The following is a 25,841-nucleotide window of genomic DNA, read 5'->3' on the forward strand; positions in this document are numbered from 1 at the left end:
TATCGTGGTTGAAAACATTGTATCATGAGGAAAGCTATAATGGCTTTTCTTTTTACACAATTATACTGGCTTAACCGCTTATTCTTCCCTGGAGGTATTCATGGACGCTCTGAATACCTTGGCGTTCCGCTTATTCTTCCCTGAAGGCATTCACGGACGCTCCGAATACCTTGGTGCTCCGCTTATCCTTCCCTGGAGGTATTCATGGACGCTCTGAATACCTTGGCGCTCCGCTTATTCTTCCCCGAAGGCATTCACGCAAGGTCTGAATACCTTGGCGTTCCGCTTATCCTTCCTTCAAGGCTTTCAAGCATGCCTATGTTAATGATAGGACTTAAAGGGGTAGAGTATATAAGTTCAACTGTTCTGTCGATAATAACTTATTTATTAGGAAAGTGGGATAAATCAGTGTATGATTATATCTCAACACAGAAACAATACAACTATCATTAAGTTAAGCTGGAGGAAAATAATGATCCTAAGATTTGGATATGTATCAACAGCAATTTCTTTATGGGAAGCTTCTCCTTCCCGAACATTAACATTCACCAATTGGAAGAAACAAGATAAGGACAGCAGAAAAGAGAAACTCTATCATCTTACTTCACAAAATTTAAAAAATACGATACGAACGTTACATTACAATATTGCACATGGAATTGATCTTTACCGGATGTCATCATCACTTGTTCCACTTGCTACACATCCAGAAGTGAAGTGGGATTATCTCACACCATTTTCTGATTTGTTCAGAGAAATCGGTGAGCTTGTTAAAAAGAATAATTTACGTGTCAGCTTTCACCCGAATCAATTCACATTATTTACAAGCCCGCAGGACCATGTCACAAGCAATGCTATTATTGATATGACCTATCATTATGAGATGCTGGAAGCAATGGGGCTAAATAAGGATGCCAACATAAACATCCATGTTGGCGGAGCATATGGAAATAAACCAGAAGCGATAAGCAGATTTGATGAAAACTTTGACAAGCTGGACAAAGATATTCGCAGGCAGACAACACTTGAAAATGATGATAAGACATATACTGCTGAAGAAACACTGCAAGTATGTGAGCAACACGGTATTCCATTTGTGTTCGATTACCACCATCATTGGGCGAACCCAGGTGATGGGGAAGGATTTGAGCTATTATTACCTAGAATCTTTGCCACATGGAAAAATACTGAAAAGGTACCTAAATTTCATTTATCTTCACCTAAGTCAGAAAAGTTAATAAGAGCACATGCAGATTATGTTAACATAGACTTTGCAATACCATTTATCAAAGCTCTGAAAACATATGGCGAATCAGCAGATATTATGATAGAAGCAAAAGCAAAAGATAAAGCTGCATTAAAACTTACAGAAGAATTGAGTAAAATACGAGGTTATAAACAAGTGAATGGTGCAGCCATAAGGATTTAAAAATCAGTTAGAAACCAACCAGTATATTTATGGCAGTGGTGCAATTAATGCAGAAAAATCAATACCACAATAAGGATTTCAACTAATCATAGAATATATGAAAAGAAGCAGGAGTATGCAACATTCCTGCTTCTTCGTTATTATGCCAAGGTTATTCCAGATTTGCATGTTTACCATACATTTTTGTCGTATCCAGACCCTTTTTATCCATAAATCTTAAAATAATCGCATCAAAAACAAGCAATAAAGATTGTTCAAATAAAGAACCCATTGGCTGAATTGTTTTATTGTTCGTTCCTTGGTCTTTAGCGGCTCCAGCTAATTTTAACGTTACATCAGCCAAATTCCCAATTGTTGATTCTGGTGATAATGTCACAGCAGCAACTTTTCCACCGATACTTTTTGCTTTTTCAGCGATTGGCACAAGCGTTTTCGTTTCACCAGATCCTGAAGCAACAATCAATATATCGTCCTCTTCAAAAGTAGGTGCAACTGTTTCGCCAACAACATATGCATCAATCCCCATATGCATCATCCGCATCGCAAAAGACTTTGCCATTAATCCGGATCTGCCGGCACCTGTAACAAAAACTTTCTTAGAGTTGGTAATGCTATTCACCAGCTCTTCAGCTTCCTCATCCGCAATTAAGTCAACAGCCTGAGTATGCTCTTCTAAAATTTTCGTCAGATATTCCGTCGTTTTCATACCAGATTAACCTTCCTGGATCATTTGCTGCATCTTAGCTGCAACACCCTTCTTATCATCCTGGCCAGCGATTCCTCCGCCGACAATCACAAGATCTGGCTGTGCTTTAATTACTTCTGGAAGTGTATCTAATTTGATACCGCCTGCTACAGCAGTTTTTGCATTTTTCACAACGCCTTTAATTGTTTGCAGATCTTCAAATGAGTTTTTACCTACTGCCTGCATGTCATAACCAGTGTGAACACAGATATAGTCTACACCGAATTCATCTAATTCTTTTGCTCTTGTTTCGATATCTTTTACAGCAATAAGGTCAACAAGAACTTTAGTACCCTGCTTTTTCGCTTCTTCCACGGCACCTTTAATTGATTCATCTTCCGCAACCCCAAGGATTGTAACAATATCAGCTTTCGCCTCAGACGCTTTTTGTACTTCATAAGCAGCAGCATCCATTGTTTTTAAGTCTGCTAATACTTGCAAATTAGGGAAAGCTTCTTTTAATTCTGTTACTGCTTTAAGTCCTTCAATTTTAATGATTGGTGTTCCGATCTCCACAATATCGATATGCTCTTCGACTTCTTTTACTACTTCCTTTGCTTCAGGGATATTTACCAGGTCTAACGCTAATTGTAATTCCATTAAGAAACACTCCTTATATTTAGTATTTTTTAGAACATCTTTGATGATAAACAGCACTAAAATGGTATGTAGGAAATAGACAAAGCTATCATTTCCAAAACAGCATTTTTCATTCATTCCTCTCAGCAGAAAAGAAAATGAACTTATTCTATAGTTAGTGCTTACTATGGATTAATCATAATACAGAGAGCTACTCTTTTGTAAGTAGGCACTTTTTTTTGTTATAGTAACTTTAAGTAGACTAATGCGTGAGATGGGGGATAAGATGAAACCTGATAATAAAATGAGTTTTTATCCTGAAAAAGAATGGACCCTTTCACTTATCGAGGGAAAATGGAAAATAACGATATTGTGCAACTTAGGCATAAAAGGAACAAAGCGGTTTGGTGAATTAAAAAAGTCAATTCCGAATATTACGCAACAGATGTTATCAAAACAGCTGAGGGAACTTGAGAAAAACGGCGTTGTTCATCGGGAGGTATATCGTGTTGCTCCTCCAAGAGTAGAATATTCTTTATCAGAACAAGGGCAAAGTCTTATTCCGATTTTAGATCTGCTGAGGGATTGGGGAAGAAAATACTTAGACGCAATAAACGTGGAAAGTCAGGATCTCTATTATGAGAAAAGACTTGCCCTCACAGTGATTGAAGGGAAATGGAAACTCATCATCTTATGTCATTTAGAACGAAAAGGCACCAAACGATTTGGGGAATTAAAAAAATTGATTCCTAATATAACGCAGAAAATGTTAACAAATCAATTAAGAGAATTAGAGCATGATGGTCTGGTTCATCGTGAAGTCTACCCTGTAGTCCCTCCAAAAGTTGAATATTCCTTAACAGATCAAGGAGATAATCTCTTGCCGATCTTACATAAGTTAGAGGAATGGGGAAGGAATTATATGCATCAGACAGATAAAAAAAATCCGGTTGTTTTTTAAATTAGTCCATAAAGTATTACTTGAAAAAAGTCTGAACTATATTCTGCCTTATATAGTTCAGACTTTTTTTATGGAGGAATAACAGAAGGTAATGATTTAAAAAATGGAAATAAATACATCCTAAAAATTAAATGAAAAAATGTTTCAAATTTTCTGAAAATATACTATAATGTACTGATTATAGGAGGGGGAACATGAAAGCTATAGAGAGAGTAAGCAGTTTTGTAGGAAGCACGTTTGCCATTTGGGTTGTATTATTTGCAGTTTTATCATTTTTACTACCTTCAGGATTTACCTGGCTTGGAGCGTATATTACCCCATTATTAGGTATTATTATGTTTGGTATGGGTCTTACGTTAACAGCTAATGATTTTAAGGAAGCATTTAGACGTCCGAAAGAAGTTGCGATTGGGGTAATTGGCCAGTTTACCATCATGCCGCTGATTGCCTTCGCTTTAGCAACATTATTGCCGATATCAGAAGAAGTTGCAGTTGGAGTAATATTGGTAGGCTGCTGTCCTGGTGGAACTTCATCAAATGTTATGACATATTTGTCTAAGGGTGACACAGCATTATCTGTTTCTATTACGGCAGTATCCACAATACTTGCACCAATTTTGACACCAGCACTTATTTATCTTTTTGCGAGTCAGTGGTTAGAGGTTTCGGCAGGATCTTTATTTATATCTATTGTCCAGATTGTGTTAGTCCCGATTTTATTAGGATTAATTATTAAAGCAGTGTTAAAAGATAAAGTAGAAGCAGGTGTTAAAGCAATTCCATTAGTATCAGTTATAGGAATTGTAGCAATTGTTGCAGCAGTAGTGAGCGGCAACCAGGCAAAAATCGCAGAAACAGGTCTGCTAATTTTCTTAATTGTTGTCTTACACAATACACTAGGATATGTTATTGGGTATGTATTAGGAAAATTATTAAGAATGGGTCCAAAGCAGCAGAAAGCAGTTTCAATTGAAGTTGGAATGCAAAATTCCGGACTTGGTGCAACACTGGCAAGCGCGCACTTCAGTCCATTATCAGCTGTGCCCAGTGCCATTTTCAGTGTATGGCACAATATCTCAGGACCAATTATCGCAACGATTTTCCGAAAGATGCAAGAAAAAGAAGAAAAGAATAATCCGAAAAAAAGACAAAGTGCCTGAACAAAGGTTCATGTTCTTTGTTAATATAGGCGAGAAAAGCTGCCTTAGGTGTTTCAGGCAGCTTTTTTCTGTGACCTTCAGTATGCATAATCTTCCAAATTCAGCTTTGTTTCTTTTCCATTTAAAAATGCGGCAACTTCCCTGCCGATGACTGGTCCACAAGTTAATCCAGTTGAACCTAAGCCATTAACAATAAAAATGCCGTCCTCAGTATGTCCGATATAAGGTAAAGAATCCCTTGTAAATGGTCTTAATCCTACTGATATAAATTGATCCTCAATTGGTGTATCAGGAAAATAACGTTCCGCTTCTCCATGCAGATAGTTCAAATTATCGCGAGAAGGAGTAATAGAATAATCTTCTGTATCTTCATGGGTTGTTCCAATTGCAAACTGATTTGCCGCTGTTTCCACAATATACATTGGTCCTAATCCCATTACGACAGGGGTTTCTCCGTCTGGCAGCTCTCCATTTATTTTCAGATGTAAAAGTTCAGCACGCTGATGTCGAACCATAGGATGTTGATGATACTCCCGTGCCCAGGCACCTGCTGTGTAGATGACCGTTCCTTCACAGTCTCTTGGTGAAATATCTTGCTCGAGCCATTTTCCGTTATGGAGAAGGATGCCTTTTTTTAATGCAGTAAGAAGACTCTCACCTTTAATTTGACCGCCGCCTTCGACAAATACGGCTGGATATGTATCCGTTAAATGTGGGTGCATTTCTTTCACTTCTGCTTTGCTCAATTTTCTAACATCACCCATTTCAGGGGAACCTTCTTGTTTTGCTGAAATTCGTTCATAAGCGAGCTGTTGAATATGGTCATCTTTAAAAAGGCAAATTGCTCCATTTCTTCTGAAATCTGTGGATAGTCCTGTCCATTCCTCTAATTCCTTAATGAACTCGGGATAATAGCGAGCACCCTCCTGGACAAGTCTAAACCATTTTTTATTTCTTCTTTGGCTAACCCATGGACAAATAATACCTGCTGACGCTGATGTTGCCTGCCCTTTATCTAATCTGTCATATACGGTAACTTGGTGGTTGGCTTTTGCAAGGTGATAAGCAATTGATGCACCGGCAATTCCGCCACCTATAATTGAAAATGTTGACATGAAATCACTCCTGTTCAATAGTATAACCTATCATAAGGAAAGTTGTCATTTGGTGAAAAACAATATACATAAATAAGCTGGAGAAGGACAATCTAAAGATGAATGGATGAATAAAGGAGGAAAATTCTGTGCAAAATCAAAATCAAATGCAAAACAATATGCAAATGCCTCAAAATATGGCAAATCAACAAATCAGTCATAACCATGGTGCTCACGAATTACTTGATTCTCATGAATTGATTGGCTGTTTAATCGGTGTGTTGGAGCAGTATCAACTTTATAATCAGCATATTCAGGATCAGGAATTGAAAAATATCCTGCAACGTCAAACCGCTTTTATGACACAAATGTATAACACCATTGTAGAATGTTTTCAAACTGGCCAAGATCCGGCAGTTCCAACACAGCAATATAAAATGCAACAAAGCAATGAAGTAACTTATGGATTAAAAGCTGGACAGCCAAAGAAACCAAAACAGTCTGTTAATGAGTTTACAGATGAGTGTTTCTCCTCATTTATGTTAGGGCAAACAAAAGCAGCTTCCTCTAGCCTTACAATGGCAGGAGCAGAGATGAATAACCCTGTGTTACGTCGTGTAATTGCAGACAGTGTACCGAATATGATCGAAATGAGCTATGAGTTATTCTTATATCAAAATAAAAATGGTTATTACCAAGTACCGCAACTTAATGCGCAAGACATGGATATTATGGTACAAGCATATACAAAAGCGCCACAGCAAAACATCCATTAATCGAATAGATGCTTAAAGAACCGTATGAGCCAGGAGATTATTCTTGTTCATACGGTTCACTTGTTTTGATGAACTTTTTTCACAGTGTCGCATTTCATTTCTCTAATTAAAACATGATAATATTTTTTCCTTGACTGGAATAGAATGAAGCATCATGAGTTGAAAAGGGGATGTGTTTCATTGCAATCCAGTTATGTAAAAAGTGCTGTTTTTGAACATCAATTTTGGTTACAAGTTCTAGGCGATCATGCTCGATTTATCCACGATTCATTATACCCCTCACAGAGAGAGGATATTGAGAAAGCAAAAATGTTTCAAACACAATATGATGAACTGCTCACCCAGGCTCATACACTGAATGAATCCAATGCCATCGCATTTGCCATTATGACAGAAGATATTACCAAACAATTCAGAACATACAAATTATCGATAATAAAACGTCATGTAACAGGACAAATGAAAATTCATTTAACACCTACCTTCATCAATCATATGGTAAATGAATTGGAAGAATACTTATTAATACTAGGTTACTTGAAGCAAGGAGAAAAACCTCCGATCTATCATGAACTTCACCATCATTTACTCTGGCTGACTGACGCATCGGGACATGCAGGTGCAATTAATGACCGCATGGACGGGGTGGAAAAACGGTTAAAGGACAAAAGTGCTGCATTTAGTAAGCATTTTGATCAATTTTATTTAAAAGCAGTAGAACTAACAGGTTACCTCCGAGCAAATGTTGACTCTTTTCCTGCGCTGGAAAGATTCAATCATGATGTGGAAATAGAGATAGAATTGTTTCAAACCTTTCTGCACGAATTAGAAGAAATGGAATTAAGTGCAGAGGTATTGAGCATATTTACTGCATCAATGGCAGATCACATGGCGCGAGAAGAAGAGTATTATTTGTTGAAACTGTCAGAAGCCAAAAGTATGTAATAAGAAAAAGAAGGCGCCCATATTGGTAAGCCTTCTTTTTCATTGATATTATTCTAAAACTCTTCATATACAGCAGGATCTTGATCATTGATTCTGCCATCAGGCTCAGTTAAGGAGTCAATTGAAGACATATCTTGTTCATCTAGTTGGAAATCAAAGATGGAGACATTTTCCAGCTGGTGTTCTCGAGATGTAGATCTTGGAATTGTAACAGAGCCTAACTGATAATGCCAGCGCAGAACCACCTGGGAAACCGTCTTGTTATGTTTTTTCGCAATATTTTGAAGTGTATCATTATCGAAAAGTTCTTTAGCGCGATAAAGAGGACTCCATGCCTCTGTTACTATTCCATGCTTTTCGTGCCATTTTCTTTGCTCCTGCTGGTTGAAGAAAGGATGTAATTCAATCTGATTTACTGTTGGTAAAATACCTGTTTCTTTATGCAAATGTTCAAGATGTTCAGGTAAAAAGTTACTTACCCCAATGGAACGAATTAAGCCCCATCTCTGTGCATCAATTAAAGCCTGCCATGCATCCACATACTTTCCTTGCTTTGGATTTGGCCAATGGATAAGGTAAAGGTCAAAGTAGTCCAGACTGGCACGATACAGAGACTCTTGAATCGCTTCTACTGCGTCGTTGTACGAATGATAGCGCCCAGGGAGCTTTGATGTTATCATTAATTTTTCTCTAGGTACAGAAGTTCGCTTAATCGCTTCTCCAACCGTACCTTCATTCTCATAATTATAAGCAGAGTCAATAAGTCGATAACCATTATTAATCGCATCAGCAATCGCAATATGACCTAAATTTCCTTTTACTTTTGCTGTTCCAAATCCGATCGTTGGAAGCTGGTTTCCATCGTGTAAAGTCTTAAACGGTATTTGTGCAGTCATCCTACCACTCCTTACTAATTTTTTTCCTGCTATTTATGATTTACCACTTTTCTTATACTATCTAAACATTCTTTCTCCAATTGAATGTGTTTGTGGTTTTTAATTCGTAATATAGGGAAAATTAGAAGTAAAGTCTTTAAATGGAGGTCTTTACAATGGCAAATAACCAGGAAATACCTCAAGAGAAGGGATTAGACCATACAATCGCATTACTTAGAGAAGGTTATGATTTCATTCATAAACGTAAAGATAAATATAATTCAAGAGTTTTTCAAACAAGAATACTTGGTGAAAAAGCAAATTGCCTGATTGGAGAAAAAGAAGCTGAGCTTTTTTATGATAACAGTAAATTTTCTCGTGAAAATGCAGCGCCCTCTCGAATTCAAAAAACATTATTTGGCCAGGGCGGTGTACAAGGATTGGATGGTGATGAGCACCATCATCGAAAAGCTTTGTTCATGTCAGTAATGACAAGAGCTATGCTTGATGAAATAAAAGAATTAACAGAAGTCGAATGGAATCGAGCAATAACTCGTAATCAAACAGATGAATTAATCGTTTATAATGAAGCAAAACATGTCCTGACAAATGTAGCGATGCGCTGGGTTGGTATTCCAAAGCAAGGGACGGAAGATGAATGGGTTGATGAATTGAGTGATTTGTTCGAAGATGCTTCAGCAGTCGGCCCCAAACATTGGAAAGCTAGAGCTTCACGTACCAAGATAGAGGAGTGGCTGCAACAGCTGGTCTTGGATGTCAGGAGCGGCAAGCTGTTAATTGATCAGGATCGTCCATTATATCAATTTAGTTACCACCGTGATTTAAATAATCAGCTATTAGCACCTGAAATAGTAGCTGTGGAATTATTAAATTTATTGCGTCCAATTGTAGCTATCTCTGTCTATGTTGATTTTACTGTGTTAGCTTTAGCGCAATTTCCGCAAAAAGTGGACATACTTCGCCAAGGTGATGAAGGTGATGATAAACAGTTGCAATACTTTATCCAGGAAGTGCGCCGCTTCTATCCGTTTTTCCCATTTACAGTTGCAAGAGTCAGGAATGATTTTGATTGGAATGGTTATAAGTTTGAGCAAGGCACATTAACATTACTAGATTTGTATGGTACCAATCATGATCCGGATATTTGGGAGCAGCCAGAACAGTTTCGACCAGAACGGTTTGAAAATTGGAATGGAAGCCCTTTTAATTTTATCCCGCAAGGTGGCGGTGAATTTGATATTGGACACAGGTGTGCTGGTGAATGGCTGACAATCGATATATTAAAAGTCACACTAAACTACTTTGTTAATAAGATTTCATTTGAGTTCCCGGAACAGGATTTCACTTATTCCATGAACGACATTCCAAGCTTACCAGAAAGCAAAGTTATTATTAAAAATATAAGAAAGAAGTAAAACAAAGAGGATGGGACAGAAGTAGTTTGTCCATACTGTAATCCGGATAATTCTCCATTGAATTATCCGGATTACTTGCTTTCTGAAAAAAGGATCCATCATCCTCCACTTCCTAGTCCCCCATTTTCTAAAGCTTATTGGTTTCCTGGATTAATTAGTGGAACGAATATCATCCCGTAAATACAACAGTACTTAAGCAATTATTGGAGGGATCATCCATTCATTAGAAAGTCTCTCTTCACTAGAAAGATAATAAAATTGGTTTTATGACAAAATATGAAAGAAAAAATAGGCTCTTATTCTCGACATAAATCAACAAATAATAAAGAAATCTGTGCTTCTTCTTGGTATAATAATAGTAACACCAGGGGGAGGCAGATTAGTATGAAAAAGAAATTTAAAATAGCGGTCATTAGCATTGTGGCAATTTTATTACTTACAGATGTTTTTGCAGGAAACTTTTTTTATAATCTAGCAATAAAACGTGAGCAGAAAGATTTCTTGCAAGGAAATGAAGATTTAACCGTCTCTGCAGCAGCAATGGATGTATTTTTAAAAGGCGGCTGGAGACAATGGGTCCAACAGCAGGATTTCGATCAAATGGAACTTGAATCCTTTGATGGGTTGACTCTAAAAGGTTATTACCTTGCAGCAAAAGAACCTACTAATAAAACAGTAATGCTTGCTCATGGATACTTGGGTAATGCGAAAGATATGGGGTTATATGGTCAATACTACTATGAACAGTTAGGATATAATATTTTTATGCCTGATGCACGGGGGCATGGACAGAGTGAGGGTGATTACATCGGATTCGGCTGGCATGACCGACTTGATTGGATAGATTGGACTGAAAAATTAATCGGTCATACTGGGACAGATGCCCAAATTATCTGGCATGGGTTATCAATGGGGGCAGCGACTGTCTTGATGGCTTCAGGAGAAGAGCACCCGGAAAATGTAGAGTTAATTGTATCAGATAGCGCATATACAAGTGTTTTTGAGTTGTTTCAATATCAAATGAAGAGAATGTATCATTTACCAGCATTCCCGATTTTGCCAACCTCTAGCTTAATTACAAAGTTACGTGCGGATTATTCGCTTGTCGAAGCCTCAGCACTAGAACAAGTCAAAAATGCACAAGTTCCGATAATTTATTTCCATGGAAATAATGATTCGTTTGTACCCGCAGAAATGGCGGAAACGCTATATCAGCATACAACTGGTGATAAAGAAATTATGCTTTTCGACAACGCCGGTCATGGTGAGGCATATGCCATTCAGGAAGAAAAATACCAAGAGCAATTGAAAAATTCGTTACAGAAATATATAGAATAATACTACCTGAAAAGCCAACTGTGAAATACGACAGTTGGCTTTTTTAGAAGAATTTTAACGTTTATTTAGAAGACGACTCTATGCACGATTAAAATTAGTAATTTCACATAACTGATCATTTTAATGTACAAACTCTACATAGAATTAATGTCATTTTTCATAAAAAAAATAAATATAAAAATTTTTCCGAAAATATTAAAACTATTATCCTATTGCTTACGAATATATAGACAGCAGCAATTGTGGTAGGAATGGATGTGGTGTGAGATGAAATGAAGCAAGAATTAAAATGGATTAAAGCAATAAAGAAACGTTCCAGCGAATCAGCAGCAAATCAATTAATCGCCAAATATTACAAAGAGATGTATGGGTTTATTTATAAACAAACGATTGATCAGGAATTAGCAAAAGATATTACACAGGAAATTTTCATTAGTGCATTAAAAACCATCCATCTTTTTAACGGAAAAGCTTCCTTCCGTACATGGTTATACAAAATTGCCAATTCACGATTAATTGATTATTATCGTTCGAAGTCTTACAAACAATCGCAAAAGACGGATGTAATGGATGAAGTCGAAATTCGAACAGAGGAGAGTTTCACAATAAAGCTGGAACAAAAAGAAGAAGTAGATCAGGTTTTACAAATATTAGCCCAGTTTGATCAACAAAATCAATATATTTTGAGGTTGAAAATTTTTGGAGAGTATACATTTGCTGAAATAGCCGAGATCACTAATCTAACAGAGTCAACTGTGAAAACAAAATATTATGCAACAATACGTAAGCTTAAACAGTTGTTAAAGGAAGGGGCATTCCATGCAAAATTCAAATAAGAAGATACCATATCCTGAAGAAATAGAAATTGATCAGGAAATCAGCACGATATTAACCGAAGGAATGGATAGCCGGGCAAATTTCTGGTCATTTCTGCTTACAATGTATCGCCAGCTTGGCTTTCGTATTATCTTTCGAGATTTCACAGAAATAATCTATACTATTATCTTATCCATCGTTGTTGTTACAGGATTACTAATGAGTTTAGGTGATCTGTTGATATGGAATGATTGGAATGTGTATACAATTATATTTACTTTTTCCCCAGTCACTTATTTATTGTTTGCTTATTTCTTCTTTATCTTTCAGAAACAAAAGCCAACATACGAAGTGGAAATGGTCTGTAAATATAATCTCTATCAACTTGCTGCATTCAGAATGCTCACATTTAGTATTGTCAGCATGTTAGTAAATAGTGTATTCATCATCGGGTTAATGATGGACCAATCGATTCATTTTGGTTATGCCTTTCTGTTATCAAGCTCTTCCTTATTTTTATTTGCTGTTATTTTATTGTATGTACAATTATATGTATTTTCCAGATTAGTAAAGCTGCTTCTGGCAATTGGTTGGCTGCTCGGAAATATATTGGCATCAATTTTCAGTGAAGGGCTGTATCTTATAATATTACAACAAATCCCATTATATATTTACGGAATGATCGTCATTGGCAGCTTTGTAGTGTATCTCAAAGGACTGAAGAAGTTATTATTTGCTAGTCAGAGAGAAAGGATGAGTTAATTTGTTAGTTATTGAAAATGTGAGCAAACAATATGGAAACTTTCAGGCTTTAAACAGTATCCAACTAGAGTTTCAAAATGGTATTTATGGTTTGTTAGCACCAAATGGAGCAGGGAAAACAACATTAATCAAAATGATAGCAACATTAATGTTTCCGACAAAAGGGGAAATTTTATATAACGGAACAAATATAGTCGCTTTGGATGACAAATACCGGGATGTACTAGGCTATTTACCTCAGCATTTTGGTTATTATAAAAATTATTCACCAGAAAAGTACTTGTTTTATTTAGCGGCATTAAAGGGGCTGGACAAGTCAACTGCCAAGCAGCGAATCAATGAACTGCTTACATTAGTCGGTTTAGAAGATGTCACAAGGAAGAAAATGAAGAAGTTCTCTGGCGGGATGATCCAGCGTGTCGGAATTGCTCAAGAAATGCTGAATGACCCGAAAGTTTTAATTTTAGATGAGCCTACAGCTGGTTTAGATCCGAAAGAGCGAGCAAGATTCCGGAAGATTTTAACATCACTGGCGCGAGATCGAATCATTATCTTATCTACCCATATTGTTTCAGATGTTGAATCAATCGCCAATCAAATTATTATGATTAAAGAAAAAAAGGTTTTATATCAAGACACGGTTGCGCACATTAGCAATCAATTAAAAGGCATGCTGTTTGAAACAGAGGTCTCATTAGCAGAAGAGGATCAATTCCGTGATAACTATCAAATTATTGGTGAAAGACAGGAACAGGAAAAGCTCATATTCCGCTTTGTCGCTGAGCAAAGACTAGAAGAAGCCTGGCAGGAAGTGATCCCAACATTAGAAGATGTGTTCTTACACGTTTATGAAGATGACCAGACATTGGCAGGCAGTATGAAATGATAATAAAACAAGAACTGTTGAAAATATTCAGGCTGCCAATTGTGGGGATTCTTCTTTTATTTTTTATCATTATTAATGGTTTATTTATTTGGAGCCATTCTTATATAAAAGAAGAATTATCGGTATTAACGTCACTTGTTGATAAATACGGAACAGCAATAAATGAGGAAATGCTAGCTCAATTTGGCGGTGACTATCAACAGATATCTGATTGGGTTAGCACAATTGAGGATCTGAATGGGAAGTCAGGATACGAACATCCATCTGATTTGTTAGCAGATGATGAATTCTTTTTGAACCCTCCTATTAGTGATAAAGAATTTAATCAACTATTAGAATACGATCTTATTGAAACTTATTATCGGACAGCGCAGGATATTGATGGGATATATGAGAATGTAAATGTTCGTGCCAGAGCAGAAGAAACTATTGACTTATATGGGTTTCAAGGAGAGGCTGCCGAAACGGTTCGAGCACAGTTTGAAAAGTTGGCAGACAGGAAAGAGCAATTGATCGAAAATGGGGAGCATAAGCATCTATTTTTTTATGGGAAGATATATAAGATGCATAACTTGCTCTTTAAAGATATTGGTATGATCCTCATTTTTGAGTTAATTATTTTAGCTGTCCTTATAACAGGAGCAGTAACAAACTATGAATTCGAACAAAAGACGGCATTAGTTACCTATACAACGAAAATTGGAAGAAAGCTGGTTATTCCAAAGTTATTTGCAGCAATTACTGCTAATACAGCTGTCATTATTAGTTTAATAGGAGCAACACTTGCAATTTACTTTCTGGTGTTTAATTATAGCGGACTGTGGCATGTTCCTATTAGTTCCTATTTTAATGCGATAACAGATTTTCCCTATATTACCTGGTGGAACATCAGTTTTATCGAATATATTGGTTTAATGTTATTACTGATCTATTTAGTCATGATGTTATTTAGCGGAATGACTTACATACTCTCGATCTGGTTAAAGAATACGTATCTTGTCTTTATCAGTTTTATGGTGATACTGGGGCTGGGTGTCCTAATTCCTGGTTATATCCCTTTATCAACTAATTTCAGCCATTATATTCACCAGACTCCATTTTTTATGATCTTAAACCCGCATGAATGGTTTATGGGCTATAGTCCTTTTACTATATCACCATATTATGAAGTAATCACAATAAGCAGCTGGGCAGTATTTGTCGCTGGATTGATTTTTGTAAGCATCCGCCGTTTTTATCGTCAGGCATTGCATTGAAAGGAGTTCCTATGAGAATTATTTTAAATGAAATAAAGAAACTGTTTGATTGGAAAGTGGTAGCTTTAGTTTTACTCTTGAGTTTTTTATTTTATCAATTGTTTATGGATTTTGAGTTTTCGGTTTTTCCAAATGGAAGGCCGACAACTGACCATTATAACATTGCAAAAGATATGATAGCAGAATATGGACAGGAAATGGACGAAACAGAGTTTGAGGATTTTAAATTAACATATCAGGAGGAGGTAGAAAAGGCCAACGATTATTTGCAGTCAAGAGAGGATGCTGTAGCAATAGGCATCACCACCTATGAACAATTTCGAGCAAGGGATGGGCATGATGAACAAGCGAGTAAACTTTCGAGTAATATCATGTTCGAAGAAGGTGTGGATGTTTTTTGGGAGCTTCAGGCACGGGAAAGTATCATTGAAAGATACGCGAATAAGAAAGAAGATTTCAGCAGGTCAACAGCACATATTAATAGTGAAGCATGGAAACAGACAATAATAGATGGGAAATATCACCATAGCATCCTTCCAGGTCTGGTTACTGATAATTACAATAATTTGATCAAAATGGTTGCAATCTGGGTTGTTATATCTGTGATGATTATTGTTGGCAGAGTTTTTATCGTTGATCAGAAAAATAATGTGATGTTATTACAATATACATCAAAAACGGGCCGGCTAATTTTCCGAAAGAAAGTGATCGCAGCTGTTATAACGACATTGCTGATCACCACAGCGTATCTTGCTGCTTTTTTTGCAATGTACCGAACGAATGAAACATCAGATTTCTTTCAGTCGAAGGTATGGTCTTTTGATAATTCCTATCAGAGCTGGTTTAATCTCACATTCCTGCAGTATATCATTCTCACTGTGATAGGAATTTATCTCCTTGCACTGATTTCAGGAGTGCTTTCAACCATTTTATCAAGATATATGTCAGCCTATATTACTTTGATCGGTTCACAGGTGCCGATTGTCGTTATACTGGTATATCTTATCGGAGAATACTTAATTTATAATATTGCTAGTATTCATGATCCTAAACTACTGCCATTTATCACCTATACAATTCTGATAGCTTTTGCTTTCTTCTGGCTGAATTACCGGATAAGAAGAGAGAAAAGGCTGGATATTTTATAGAGATTCTCGAGTGATTTCTGATTTTATTCAGAAATCACTCTTTCCTTTTCTCTTACGCAATATGACTTTCTATCATTCCTGACGATAAAATTTACCCATATTTTTCATTCGTAACATTTTACTGAAACATTTAACTAGTATTATAATAAATATAATATTAAATGTTCGTGTTAATATCATAAATCGAAAAATAAGGTAGGTTTTTTATGGATGGGAAAAGAGGATTGGCGATCGTTAGCTTAATTAGTTTATTCACAATTGGCGGTTTTGAATTTGCTAAAGAGACGAGAAGTGGAAATGAAAAAGCAGCAACATTAAATAAAACATCCAGCATTAACTTAACGAAAAAAAACAGCAGTCTTATCGCAGATTTCCTTGATAAGAAAATCATGCTAAATGTACCTCATATTTCGCAGTTGCCTGAATTAATGCGTGGGTGTGAGGTAACAAGTTTAACCATGTTATTAAACTACTACAATATCGATGTTGGAAAAATGGAGTTAGCTGAAAATATTGAATATGAACCATTTGAAGTAAACGGGATTAGAGGAAATATGCATGAAGGTTTCGTTGGTGATATGGAGACTTTCAGCAAGCCAGGACTCGGTGTTTATATTGAACCGGTAATTGAATTAGCAAGCAAGTATGTTTCATCTGACCGTATCATTGATCTGTCCAATGAAGAGCCCGCAGATTTATATAATGCAGTTCAAGACGGTATGCCGGTATGGGTGATCACGAATGCGAATTTTCAAAAACTCAATGAACAGCAATTTATGACATGGCAAACGGAATTAGGGGAAATGCAAGTTACTTATCAGCATCATAGTGTTGTTATTACTGGTTATGACGAAGAATATGTATATGTAAATGATCCACTCGGAACAGAGAAAGACAAAGCAGTAAACAGAGAGAATTTTGAACAGGCATGGATACAAATGGGACAGCAAGCATTCACGATCTCGGCAGCTAATAATTGATCAATCGAATCACTAAATATAAGGGGCAGAGGAGACATGAAATAAATTCATGTCTCCTCTGTCTTTTTTTATTTATTCTAGCAGGAAAACTAAAGATCGTATTTGATGGGGAGAAGCTTATTTATCATTATTATTTCTACATTTTATAACGATAGTATAATAATTTAATTCCTTATATATCAGCCTTCATAAATTCACTGATAATTTATTGTTGAAATAAATAGACTAACGGTATAAAATGTTAAAGTATTTCAGTAAATTGAGGAAAGAAGGAATTAAAATATATGTCAACTAACAACCCGCTCCATGCAAAACCTCCTTATGGGATGATTGCAATTTTGTTTATTGGTGCATTTGTATCTTTACTAAATGAAACCTTGCTTAATGTAGCACTGCCATCTATTATGACAGAGTTTGAAGTAAAACCAACGGCAGTACAATGGCTTTCTACAGGTTATATGTTAGTGAATGGGATACTCATCCCTGCAAGTGCCTTTTTTATCCAACGTTTTTCAGATAAAAAGCTGTTTATCACTGCAATGTTTCTGTTTACTGTAGGAACTTTTACTGCTAGTATAGCTCCGGAATTCTCCGTTTTGTTAGCAGCAAGAATGATTCAGGCATCAGGTTCAGCAATTATGATGCCACTTCTAATGAACGTAATGTTAGCAGCTTTTCCTGTAGAAAAAAGGGGTACAGCGATGGGGATGTTTGGTATTGTAATGATTACAGCACCTGCAATTGGCCCGACACTGTCAGGATGGCTTGTAGAGCATTACAGCTGGAGAATGCTGTTTAATATCGTTTTACCAATCGCGTTATTGACACTTATTTTGGCAATTTTTAAACTAAAAGATGTCACACCTCAGCGCGCGATTAAGCTGGATGTTTTATCATTAATTCTGTCCAGTATTGGCTTTGGTGGATTATTATATGGGTTCAGTACAGCTGGAGATAATGGTTGGGACGACCCGTTTGTGTATGGAACGATCATCGTTGGTGCAGTGGCTTTAATCACATTCATTATGCGCCAGCTTAGTATGGATGAACCTCTATTAGAATTTAGAATCTTTAAATACCCGATGTTTGCTCTATCATCAGCAATATCGATTGTTATTGCAATAGCAATGTTCTCAGCAATGATCCTTATGCCGATATACGTTCAAACAATCAGAGGTATTTCTCCGATGGATTCTGGATTACTAATGCTGCCGGGAGCAATCGTTATGGGGATTATGTCACCAATAACAGGGAGATTATTTGATAAATACGGTGCAAGAACATTAGCAGTAATAGGGCTGACGATTACGGTTATTACATCCTATTTCTTTAGCAGAATTGGAATGGAAACAGCATATTCCACATTAGTAATTCTTTATACATTCCGTATGTTTGGGATGTCAATGGTTATGATGCCAGTAATGACGAATGGTTTAAATCAATTACCTGCAATTAACAACCCGCATGGTACCGCGATGAATAATACGCTGCAGCAAGTGTCTGGTGCAATAGGTTCTGCTTTGTTAATCACTGTAATGAATAATCGGACAAAGACAAGAACAGAGGAATTGTTAGCAGATACTGCAGGAACGATGAACAGTTCACCACCAGCAACTGGAACTGAAATAGAAATACCACAGGAAATCGTCAATCAGGCAATGTTAAATGGAATAAACTTCTCTTTCCTTATCTCTACATTGATTGCAGTTATCGCATTAATACTTGCTTTGTTTATAAAAAGGGTAAAGCCTGACTATGGTAAAGAAAATGATTCGGATAATAGTGATGCAGCACACGCAACAACTACAGAAAATTAGGTCAAAAAAGCTTTCGTAAATTTACGAAAGCTTTTTTTTACTGTATGAAAAGCCTGGGAAGTTATACGTTTCAGAGATGCTGTATTTTCTTCTTATTATGGTATGATGATGGTAATATTTGTACAAAAGTAAAAAACGAGGAGGACTGAAATGATTTATGTTGCAGTGCTTCGCGGTATCAATGTTGGCGGCAGGAATAAAATTGACATGAAACAAATAAAGCAATCATTTGAACGAATAGGGTTCGAGTCAGTCAAAACTTATATCAATACAGGCAATATTATGTTCCGATCAGACGTGATGGAGAGAGAAGAATTGATTAAGAAAATTGAAGCGGTAATAGTGGATGATTTCCAATTAGACATTAAAGCAGTAGTTCGTTCGATTGAGGAAATGGATAAGGTTGTTGCAGCTATTCCTAATGAATGGGAAAATGATAAAACAATAAAGAGTGATGTACTGTTTTTGTGGGAGGAAGTAGACAAGCCCACTGTTATGGAGGAACTGCCAATCAAACAAGAATTTGATCAGGTCATCTACATATCTGGTGCGATAATCTGGTCTGTTAAACGTGAATTTCAGAGTGAAAGCGGTATGCTTGCTATTATAGGTACGAAATTTTATAAACAAGTCACAGTGAGAAATGTAAATACAACTAGAAAAGTTTACGATATGATGAAGGGATTGGCACAATAAAACTAGAAAAAAATGTTTTTTCTTATAGAAGGTGATAGTAATGAAAATAATGGTAGTAGAGGATGACAAAACAATTGCTTCAGGATTAGAGTTTTCCCTCCAGCAAGAAGGATATGACACGAATATCTGCTATAAGGCAAAGGATGCTGAGATAATGATAAAAGAGAAGATGGATCAAATTGATTTATTCCTATTAGATTTATCACTGCCTGATGGAAGCGGATATGATCTCTGCCAAAAAATAAAACAAACGAGTGACAAACCTGTAATTTTCTTAACTGCATTAGATGATGAAGTCAATGTAGTGATGGGCTTAGATATGGGGGCAGATGACTATATTACCAAGCCTTTTCGCATTAGAGAGTTACTTTCAAGGATGAAATCTGTTCTTAGACGATATCACAAAGTTCCCAAAGAGCAATCAATTATTATTCATCAGAATATTAAAATTAACCGATTAGAAGGAAAAGTCTATAAAAATGGAACCGAAATATTATTAACTGCTTTAGAATATCGTTTGCTTTTAATATTTGCCAACCATATTGGGCAAATATTAACCCGCGAGCAATTATTAGAACAGATCTGGGATATAGCAGGTGACTTTGTTAATGATAATACCTTAACGGTTTATATTAAAAGATTAAGAGAGAAATTAGAGGATCAGCCACAGAAGCCGGCCATCATCAGGACTGTAAGAGGTATGGGCTACAGGATGGGGGACTAGGATGTTACGAAATAAAGAAATTGCTTATTTTCTATTAAGTTTTGTAACAGTTGGAGTTGTTATGACAACAATATCAGCGGTACTTTTTTCCGGAAATGTCGTTCTATTTGTTGTCATAACTTTTATTATCTTGTTTGTCATCTACTTTATCTATACCTATTATCGCTATCGCAAAATCAGTCAGCTATCTTCCTATTTGAGAAGGATCAACAGTGGAGATTACGGATTGGATATCCGTGATAATAAAGAAGGTGAGCTGAGTATTCTTCAAAATGAAATATACAAAGTAACGTTAAAATTATCAGAGCAAAATAAATTGCTTGAACAAGATAAAGTAAAATTAAATAACGCTATATCAGATATTTCCCATCAGATAAAAACACCACTCACTTCCATGATGGTAATGGCTGATTTACTGGGAGATCATAAATTAGAAGAATCGAAAAGAATTGAATTTACCCGAAATATCCAAAGTCAGCTGGAGCGCATGGAGTGGCTTGTCACAACATTGCTTAAATTAGCCAAAATAGATGCCGGGGTTGTTCGATTTAAGAAAGAACCGTATCCTGTCACAGAATTAGTCAAAAAGGCAGTTGAATCTGTTACTATCCCTATTGATATTAAGGAACAGACGCTTCAAGTCAATGGGGAAGATACTATCATGATCTCAGGTGATTTTAACTGGACAAAAGAAGCACTGATTAATATTTTGAAAAATTGTGTGGAACATACGAAGGAAAAAGGCAGGATTACTATTTCTTTTACGGAAAATACGCTTTATACATTAATCACAGTCGAGGATAACGGAAAGGGAATTGCTAAATCAGATCTGCCATATATTTTCAAACGTTTTTACAAAGGAAAAGATGGCAGTGAAGAGAGTGTGGGAATAGGACTGGCAATGGCTTACAGTATTATTACGAATCAACAAGGTGATATCGAGGTAACTAGTAAGGAAGGAGAAGGAACTCAATTCCATCTTAAGTTTTATAAAGCTATTATTTAACTATATGTTTGAACATCCTCTAGATGACTATATTGTCACTTTAAAGTCACTTGATCGTCATTTTAGACAGATAAACTATAGTCAAATAAGGAATTATGGAGGAATAAACATGACTATTTTACAAATTAATCATCTGTCTAAATCATATGGCAAAGGGGATACGGCTGTTAAAGCATTAGATGATGTTTCATTTTCTGTTAATAAAGGCGAATTTGTTGCTATTATTGGTCCCTCTGGCTCAGGAAAATCAACATTGCTGCATTTACTTGGCGGTGTTGACAGACCTACTAGTGGCCAAGTATTAGTGGATAATACAGATATTTATCAATTAAATGAAACACAACTCGCGATCTTTAGACGCAGACAAATCGGTTTAATTTATCAATTTTACAATCTAATTCCTGTCTTAACGGTGGAAGAGAACATTACATTACCTTTGCTGTTAGACCAGCATAAAGTAGATAAAAAGCAATTTAAGGATGTTATTGAAAAATTAGGATTAGAGAAGCGGATAAATCACTTGCCAAATCAATTATCTGGCGGTCAGCAGCAGCGTGTTTCCATTGGACGGGCACTGATTAGTAATCCTGCGATTATGCTGGCAGATGAACCAACAGGTAATTTAGACAGCAAGAATAGTAAAGAAATCATCGAGCTATTAAAATTGTTTAATAAAATGTATAACCAGACATTAATTATGATTACACATGATGAAAGGATTGCGTTGCAGGCAGATCGTGTTATTTCCATTGAAGATGGAAGAATTGCCAAGGATGAGGTGATTCGTCCATGAACATTATGAACAAATTGACAATTCAGCATTTAAAACAAAATCGTAAAAGGACACTTGTAACAATCATTGGTGTTATCATTTCTGTTGCTATGATCACAGCAGTTACTACATTAGGTGTATCATTTCTTGATTTAATGAAACGGCAAACAATAGCCAACAGTGGAGATTGGCATGCACTATATCGAGCAGTTTCTATCGGAGAATCTGAAATAATCAGTAGTGATGATTCAGTGAAAGAGACAAGTTTAGTCAATGAATTAGGCTATGCAAAGATAGAGGGGAATAATAATCCTGGTAAGCCATATCTCTATATACAGCAAATTAATGATAATGGATTAACTCTATTTCCAATAAAGATGTCAGAGGGAAGGTTACCGAAAGCTGCTAATGAAATTGTTATATCACAGGATTTATGGAAAGACTCAGACGTTGCCTTTGGAATTGGAGATCAAGTTACAATGGATATCGGGCAGCGTTATCTCTCTGATCCAGAAGAGATCCTCGATCAGGCAACTGAATTACAAGTTTCGGAGAATGGAGATATAATAGAAAAATTTAACAGGGAAGAGACAATGACGTTTACTGTCGTTGGGACAATTGATCAAACAATGTGGGATGCTTCATGGGCACCCGGCTATATTGCCATCAGTTATTTAGATCCGAATCTTGCTGGGATGGAAGAAAGTTTAGATGCATTTGTTACATTTAAAGATGTTAATTTTTCATTGTTTGAGAATGCAGAAAATATTATGGAACAAATAAACAAAGAAGGATTAACCTATCATAATGAACTGCTAAGATATTATGGAATTACAAAGAACGTTGAATTAGGCATCACACTTTTTTCCCTTTTGGGTATTATCATTCTTGTCATAATGGTAGGATCCATTTCGTTAATTTACAATGCTTTTGCTATAAGTGTTTCGGAACGCTCCCGTCATCTTGGTATGCTTTCAAGTATAGGTGCGACGAAGAAACAAAAGCGGAATTCAGTCTTCTTTGAAGGTGCAGTTATCGGTTCTGTAAGTATTCCACTTGGGATTATTGCTGGAGTTGGCGGAATCGCATTAACCTTCATATTTATTAATTCTGTTATCTTAGTAGAAGGTACTTTAGGGGTGTCAGAAAAGCTGCATGTTATCTTGACACCATGGTCGATTATTGCCGCTGTAATTATTTCAGCTGTAACGATCTTTATCTCAACATATAAGCCTGCAAGAAAGGCGTCGAGAATATCTGCCATTGATGCAATACGGCAATCTGATGATGTAAAATTAAGTAGAAAGGCAGTAAAAACATCGAAATTGACGCGTAAACTTTTTGGAATGGAAGCGGAGATAGGATTGAAGAATTTAAAGCGAAACAGGAAACGTTATCGGGCAACTGTATTTTCTCTTGTTATCAGTATTGTGTTATTTCTCACTATTTCTTATTTTACCGATAATTTGGAAAGAACATTTAAGATGTCAATGGATGATATAAATTTTGACTACAAACTGAGCGGTGCTTCCAGCAAATTAACAGAAGAAGACTTAGAGCCTTTTACCAATCTGGAAGGTGTGACAGAATACAGCCTGGTCAAAAGTGTTCAAGTTAATGCCATGATAGAGGAGAGCCAGATAGCGGATCAATTGAAACAAAGTCCAGATTATCAGGAAGCATTAAGGGATGGGAAATATCCTTACTACGTTAACCTCTATGGATATGATGAACAAAGTTTCACCAGATTTGCGAATCAGATTGGTGCTGATCCAGAAGAATTTATGAATCCAACTAATCCGCAAGCAATTGTTATTGACGAAGTTACTTACAGAGATCCAGAGACTGGCCGGTTCATTCATACGAACACCATTTATCAAGAAGCCGGTGAAGAACTCAACTTATATGCAAAGAATTATGAAACTGAAGAAGAAATTCCATTAGGCATTATAGAAACTGGTGCATTAACGGATCAGATACCTATGGGAATATATACAGCGCGTCCTGGAGGGTTAGACGTAGTTATGCCTAAACAGATCTTCGATGAACTTGTAAATAAGGCCGAACATTTAGTTGAAACAACGGTATATCTAAATAGCTCTGATAAATCTTTAACAGAGAGTAGAATTAACGAAATAAAGAGCTCTGACATGTACTTCTACAATGTAGCTCAACAAAAAGAAGAAGAGCAGAGTCTTTTGCTATTTATGTCTATTTTCGTTTATGGATTTCTGGCATTAATTTCAGCAATTTCAATTGCCAATATATTTAATACGATTTCGACAAGTGTCGCCTTACGTAAACGGGAGTTTGCGATGTTAAAGTCAGTCGGAATGACACCAAAAGGCTTTGATAAAATGATCTCCTATGAAAGTATTTTTTATGGATTAAAGGCATTGCTGTACGGTTTACCACTTAGTGTTTTTGTTATCGTTCTTATGTATAAAGCTTTTCAGAGTACATTTGAGTATGGATTTACATTCCCGTGGATGAGCATACTCTATGTAATTATAAGTATTTTTACCATTGTAGGAACAACGATGATTTATTCCATTAGAAAAATTAAGAAAGAAAATATTATGGATAGTTTAAAGGAAGAAGCTATTTAATAGAAGATTAGCTTAATATTCTCCCTATAAAATTAGGGGGAATATTTTAATTGGAAAAATCTTTACTTTCTCACCATTTTATTTTATAATCAAATTTCAATCGTAATCATTACGTTTTACATTCGCTATAAACCTTAAACGAATAATATACATAGCTAGATCGATGATACACAGTGGAGTGATGGTATGAAGCAGAAAAACAAACCAACAGAGTTAACACAACTATTCAGTCATAAGCAATACTTGCATTTAGCAATACCATTAATTATTTCAGGTATATCCACACCTTTACTGGGAGCAGTGGATACTGCAGTTATTGGAAGAATGGCAGACACTGCCGCGATTGGCGGTGTAGCTGTAGCAGCGGTTATATTTAATACAATGTATTGGCTTTTCGGATTTTTACGGGTAAGTACTAGTGGATTTACATCACAGGCAGAGGGAGCGAAGAATGAGCAAGAAGTTATTATGTCATTATTGAGACCTGCTTGCATAGCTCTTCTGGTAGGTTTTCTCTTTGTCATTCTTCAACAGCCAATTTTTCATTTATCCTCCCAATTGATTGGAGGAAGTTCATCAGTACTGGAGCATGCTTCAGACTATTTTGTAATTCGTATATGGAGTGCACCTTTCCTGCTATTAAGTTATGTTGTAATTGGCTGGTTGATAGGGATGGGGAAAGTAAGGTTATCACTAGCTACTCAAATTACAATGAATGTAATGAATATTATACTGGACGTTGTTTTTGTTATCGGAATGAAAATGGGAGTGAGTGGTGTTGCTTACGCGACCCTAATTTCAGAGATTAGCGGTGTATTAATTGGGATTCTGATCGTTCTCTATCAAAATCGAAAAAGATTTACTGCAATAAGAATAAACAGTCTGCTGGACGTTCAACTGTTAATCAAGATGTGGCGGGTGAATCGTGATTTATTTTTGAGAACAGTCTGTCTGTTGACAATGACATTAATTTTTACGGCTACAAGTTCCGCACAGGGTGAAATTATTCTTGCAGCCAATGCCATACTTCT

At 36.2% G+C, this 25,841-nt stretch carries 24 protein-coding genes and 1 pseudogene; 21 read left to right on the forward strand and 4 right to left on the reverse strand.

From position 1 onward, the window contains the following. The first annotated feature begins 472 nt into the window (after positions 1 to 472). Complete coding sequence (uvsE, locus tag F9U64_RS21680) at positions 473 to 1,429, forward strand: UV DNA damage repair endonuclease UvsE (protein ID WP_153406984.1); 957 nt, start codon at positions 473 to 475, stop codon at positions 1,427 to 1,429. A 151-nt stretch (positions 1,430 to 1,580) separates the two neighbouring features. Here uvsE and hxlB read toward each other — a convergent pair whose 3' ends face one another. Both hxlB and hxlA read right to left on the reverse strand, forming a co-directional pair. Continuing rightward, positions 1,581 to 2,135, reverse strand: a complete 555-nt coding sequence (hxlB, locus tag F9U64_RS21685; protein WP_153406985.1) for a 6-phospho-3-hexuloisomerase — start codon at positions 2,133 to 2,135, stop codon at positions 1,581 to 1,583. A gap of 6 nt (positions 2,136 to 2,141) precedes the next feature. Beyond that, positions 2,142 to 2,774, reverse strand: coding sequence for a 3-hexulose-6-phosphate synthase (gene hxlA, locus F9U64_RS21690; RefSeq protein ID WP_153406986.1), 633 nt, complete (start codon positions 2,772 to 2,774; stop codon positions 2,142 to 2,144). A gap of 265 nt (positions 2,775 to 3,039) precedes the next feature. Here hxlA and F9U64_RS23265 point away from each other — a divergent pair. The 3 genes and pseudogenes from F9U64_RS23265 to F9U64_RS21700 all read left to right on the forward strand — a co-directional run. Then, positions 3,040 to 3,375 (forward strand): annotated as a pseudogene (locus F9U64_RS23265) (winged helix-turn-helix transcriptional regulator); the annotation flags it as partial. Further along, positions 3,364 to 3,714 carry a winged helix-turn-helix transcriptional regulator gene (locus F9U64_RS23270; protein WP_228275845.1) on the forward strand — a complete coding sequence of 117 codons (351 nt, stop codon included), beginning with the start codon at positions 3,364 to 3,366 and terminating at the stop codon, positions 3,712 to 3,714. The pseudogene F9U64_RS23265 and the gene F9U64_RS23270, both read left to right, overlap by 12 nt. 194 nt (positions 3,715 to 3,908) lie before the next feature. Continuing rightward, entirely contained in the window at positions 3,909 to 4,874 is a 966-nt protein-coding gene (locus F9U64_RS21700) for a bile acid:sodium symporter family protein (RefSeq protein WP_153406988.1), read from the forward strand. 77 nt (positions 4,875 to 4,951) lie between these two features. Here F9U64_RS21700 and F9U64_RS21705 read toward each other — a convergent pair whose 3' ends face one another. Then, entirely contained in the window at positions 4,952 to 5,989 is a 1,038-nt protein-coding gene (locus F9U64_RS21705) for an NAD(P)/FAD-dependent oxidoreductase (protein ID WP_153406989.1), read from the reverse strand. Positions 5,990 to 6,117: 128 nt separating this feature from the next. Between F9U64_RS21705 and F9U64_RS21710 the strand changes: the two genes are divergently transcribed. Together F9U64_RS21710 and F9U64_RS21715 are read left to right on the forward strand one after the other, a co-directional pair. Continuing rightward, complete coding sequence (locus tag F9U64_RS21710) at positions 6,118 to 6,744, forward strand: spore coat protein (protein WP_153406990.1); 627 nt, start codon at positions 6,118 to 6,120, stop codon at positions 6,742 to 6,744. 180 nt (positions 6,745 to 6,924) lie between these two features. Beyond that, positions 6,925 to 7,689, forward strand: a complete 765-nt coding sequence (locus F9U64_RS21715; protein WP_407647356.1) for a DUF2935 domain-containing protein — start codon at positions 6,925 to 6,927, stop codon at positions 7,687 to 7,689. A 53-nt stretch (positions 7,690 to 7,742) separates the two neighbouring features. Here F9U64_RS21715 and F9U64_RS21720 read toward each other — a convergent pair whose 3' ends face one another. Further along, on the reverse strand, positions 7,743 to 8,585 hold the full coding sequence (locus F9U64_RS21720) for an aldo/keto reductase (protein WP_153406992.1): 843 nt from the start codon (positions 8,583 to 8,585) through the stop codon (positions 7,743 to 7,745). A gap of 155 nt (positions 8,586 to 8,740) precedes the next feature. On the opposite strand from F9U64_RS21720, the gene F9U64_RS21725 reads away from it, so the two are divergent. The 15 genes from F9U64_RS21725 to F9U64_RS23275 form a co-directional block, all read left to right on the forward strand. Then, complete coding sequence (locus F9U64_RS21725) at positions 8,741 to 10,000, forward strand: CYP152 family fatty-acid peroxygenase CypC (RefSeq protein WP_153406993.1); 1,260 nt, start codon at positions 8,741 to 8,743, stop codon at positions 9,998 to 10,000. Between the two features lie 384 nt (positions 10,001 to 10,384). Beyond that, the gene (locus F9U64_RS21730; RefSeq protein ID WP_153406994.1) at positions 10,385 to 11,338 is read left to right on the forward strand and encodes an alpha/beta hydrolase; all 954 of its coding nucleotides are present in this window, start codon (positions 10,385 to 10,387) and stop codon (positions 11,336 to 11,338) included. Positions 11,339 to 11,610: 272 nt separating this feature from the next. Then, the gene (locus tag F9U64_RS21735) at positions 11,611 to 12,174 is read left to right on the forward strand and encodes an RNA polymerase sigma factor (RefSeq protein ID WP_153406995.1); all 564 of its coding nucleotides are present in this window, start codon (positions 11,611 to 11,613) and stop codon (positions 12,172 to 12,174) included. After that, positions 12,158 to 12,916: a hypothetical protein gene (locus F9U64_RS21740; protein WP_153406996.1), complete on the forward strand. Its 759-nt coding sequence runs from the start codon at positions 12,158 to 12,160 to the stop codon at positions 12,914 to 12,916. Before F9U64_RS21735 ends, F9U64_RS21740 begins: the two co-directional genes overlap by 17 nt. A 1-nt stretch (position 12,917) precedes the next feature. Beyond that, positions 12,918 to 13,802, forward strand: a complete 885-nt coding sequence (locus F9U64_RS21745; RefSeq protein ID WP_153406997.1) for an ABC transporter ATP-binding protein — start codon at positions 12,918 to 12,920, stop codon at positions 13,800 to 13,802. After that, positions 13,799 to 15,058, forward strand: coding sequence for a hypothetical protein (locus F9U64_RS21750; protein ID WP_153406998.1), 1,260 nt, complete (start codon positions 13,799 to 13,801; stop codon positions 15,056 to 15,058). Before F9U64_RS21745 ends, F9U64_RS21750 begins: the two co-directional genes overlap by 4 nt. Before the next feature lie 11 nt (positions 15,059 to 15,069). Then, a complete protein-coding gene (locus F9U64_RS21755) occupies positions 15,070 to 16,206 on the forward strand; it encodes a hypothetical protein (protein WP_153406999.1) in 1,137 nt (378 codons plus the stop codon). Between the two features lie 206 nt (positions 16,207 to 16,412). Beyond that, positions 16,413 to 17,186, forward strand: coding sequence for a C39 family peptidase (locus F9U64_RS21760; RefSeq protein ID WP_153407000.1), 774 nt, complete (start codon positions 16,413 to 16,415; stop codon positions 17,184 to 17,186). 284 nt (positions 17,187 to 17,470) lie between these two features. Continuing rightward, entirely contained in the window at positions 17,471 to 19,003 is a 1,533-nt protein-coding gene (locus F9U64_RS21765) for a DHA2 family efflux MFS transporter permease subunit (RefSeq protein WP_153407001.1), read from the forward strand. 150 nt (positions 19,004 to 19,153) lie between these two features. Next, positions 19,154 to 19,699, forward strand: coding sequence for a DUF1697 domain-containing protein (locus tag F9U64_RS21770; RefSeq protein WP_153407002.1), 546 nt, complete (start codon positions 19,154 to 19,156; stop codon positions 19,697 to 19,699). A gap of 40 nt (positions 19,700 to 19,739) precedes the next feature. Further along, positions 19,740 to 20,423 (forward strand): response regulator transcription factor, encoded by a 684-nt coding sequence (locus F9U64_RS21775; protein ID WP_153407003.1) that lies wholly within the window; start codon positions 19,740 to 19,742, stop codon positions 20,421 to 20,423. Position 20,424: 1 nt separating this feature from the next. Next, positions 20,425 to 21,429 (forward strand): sensor histidine kinase, encoded by a 1,005-nt coding sequence (locus F9U64_RS21780; protein WP_153407004.1) that lies wholly within the window; start codon positions 20,425 to 20,427, stop codon positions 21,427 to 21,429. A 109-nt stretch (positions 21,430 to 21,538) separates the two neighbouring features. Beyond that, positions 21,539 to 22,222 carry an ABC transporter ATP-binding protein gene (locus F9U64_RS21785; RefSeq protein WP_153407005.1) on the forward strand — a complete coding sequence of 228 codons (684 nt, stop codon included), beginning with the start codon at positions 21,539 to 21,541 and terminating at the stop codon, positions 22,220 to 22,222. Further along, complete coding sequence (locus tag F9U64_RS21790) at positions 22,219 to 24,810, forward strand: ABC transporter permease (protein ID WP_153407006.1); 2,592 nt, start codon at positions 22,219 to 22,221, stop codon at positions 24,808 to 24,810. The genes F9U64_RS21785 and F9U64_RS21790 overlap by 4 nt, the downstream gene beginning before the upstream one ends. 186 nt (positions 24,811 to 24,996) lie before the next feature. Further along, a partial coding sequence (locus tag F9U64_RS23275) for an MATE family efflux transporter (protein WP_228275846.1) occupies positions 24,997 to 25,841 on the forward strand: 845 nt, incomplete at its 3' end.

The sequence above is a fragment of the Gracilibacillus oryzae genome (genome assembly GCF_009498735.1).
GTDB classification, from domain to species: Bacteria; Bacillota; Bacilli; order Bacillales; family Amphibacillaceae; genus Gracilibacillus; species Gracilibacillus oryzae.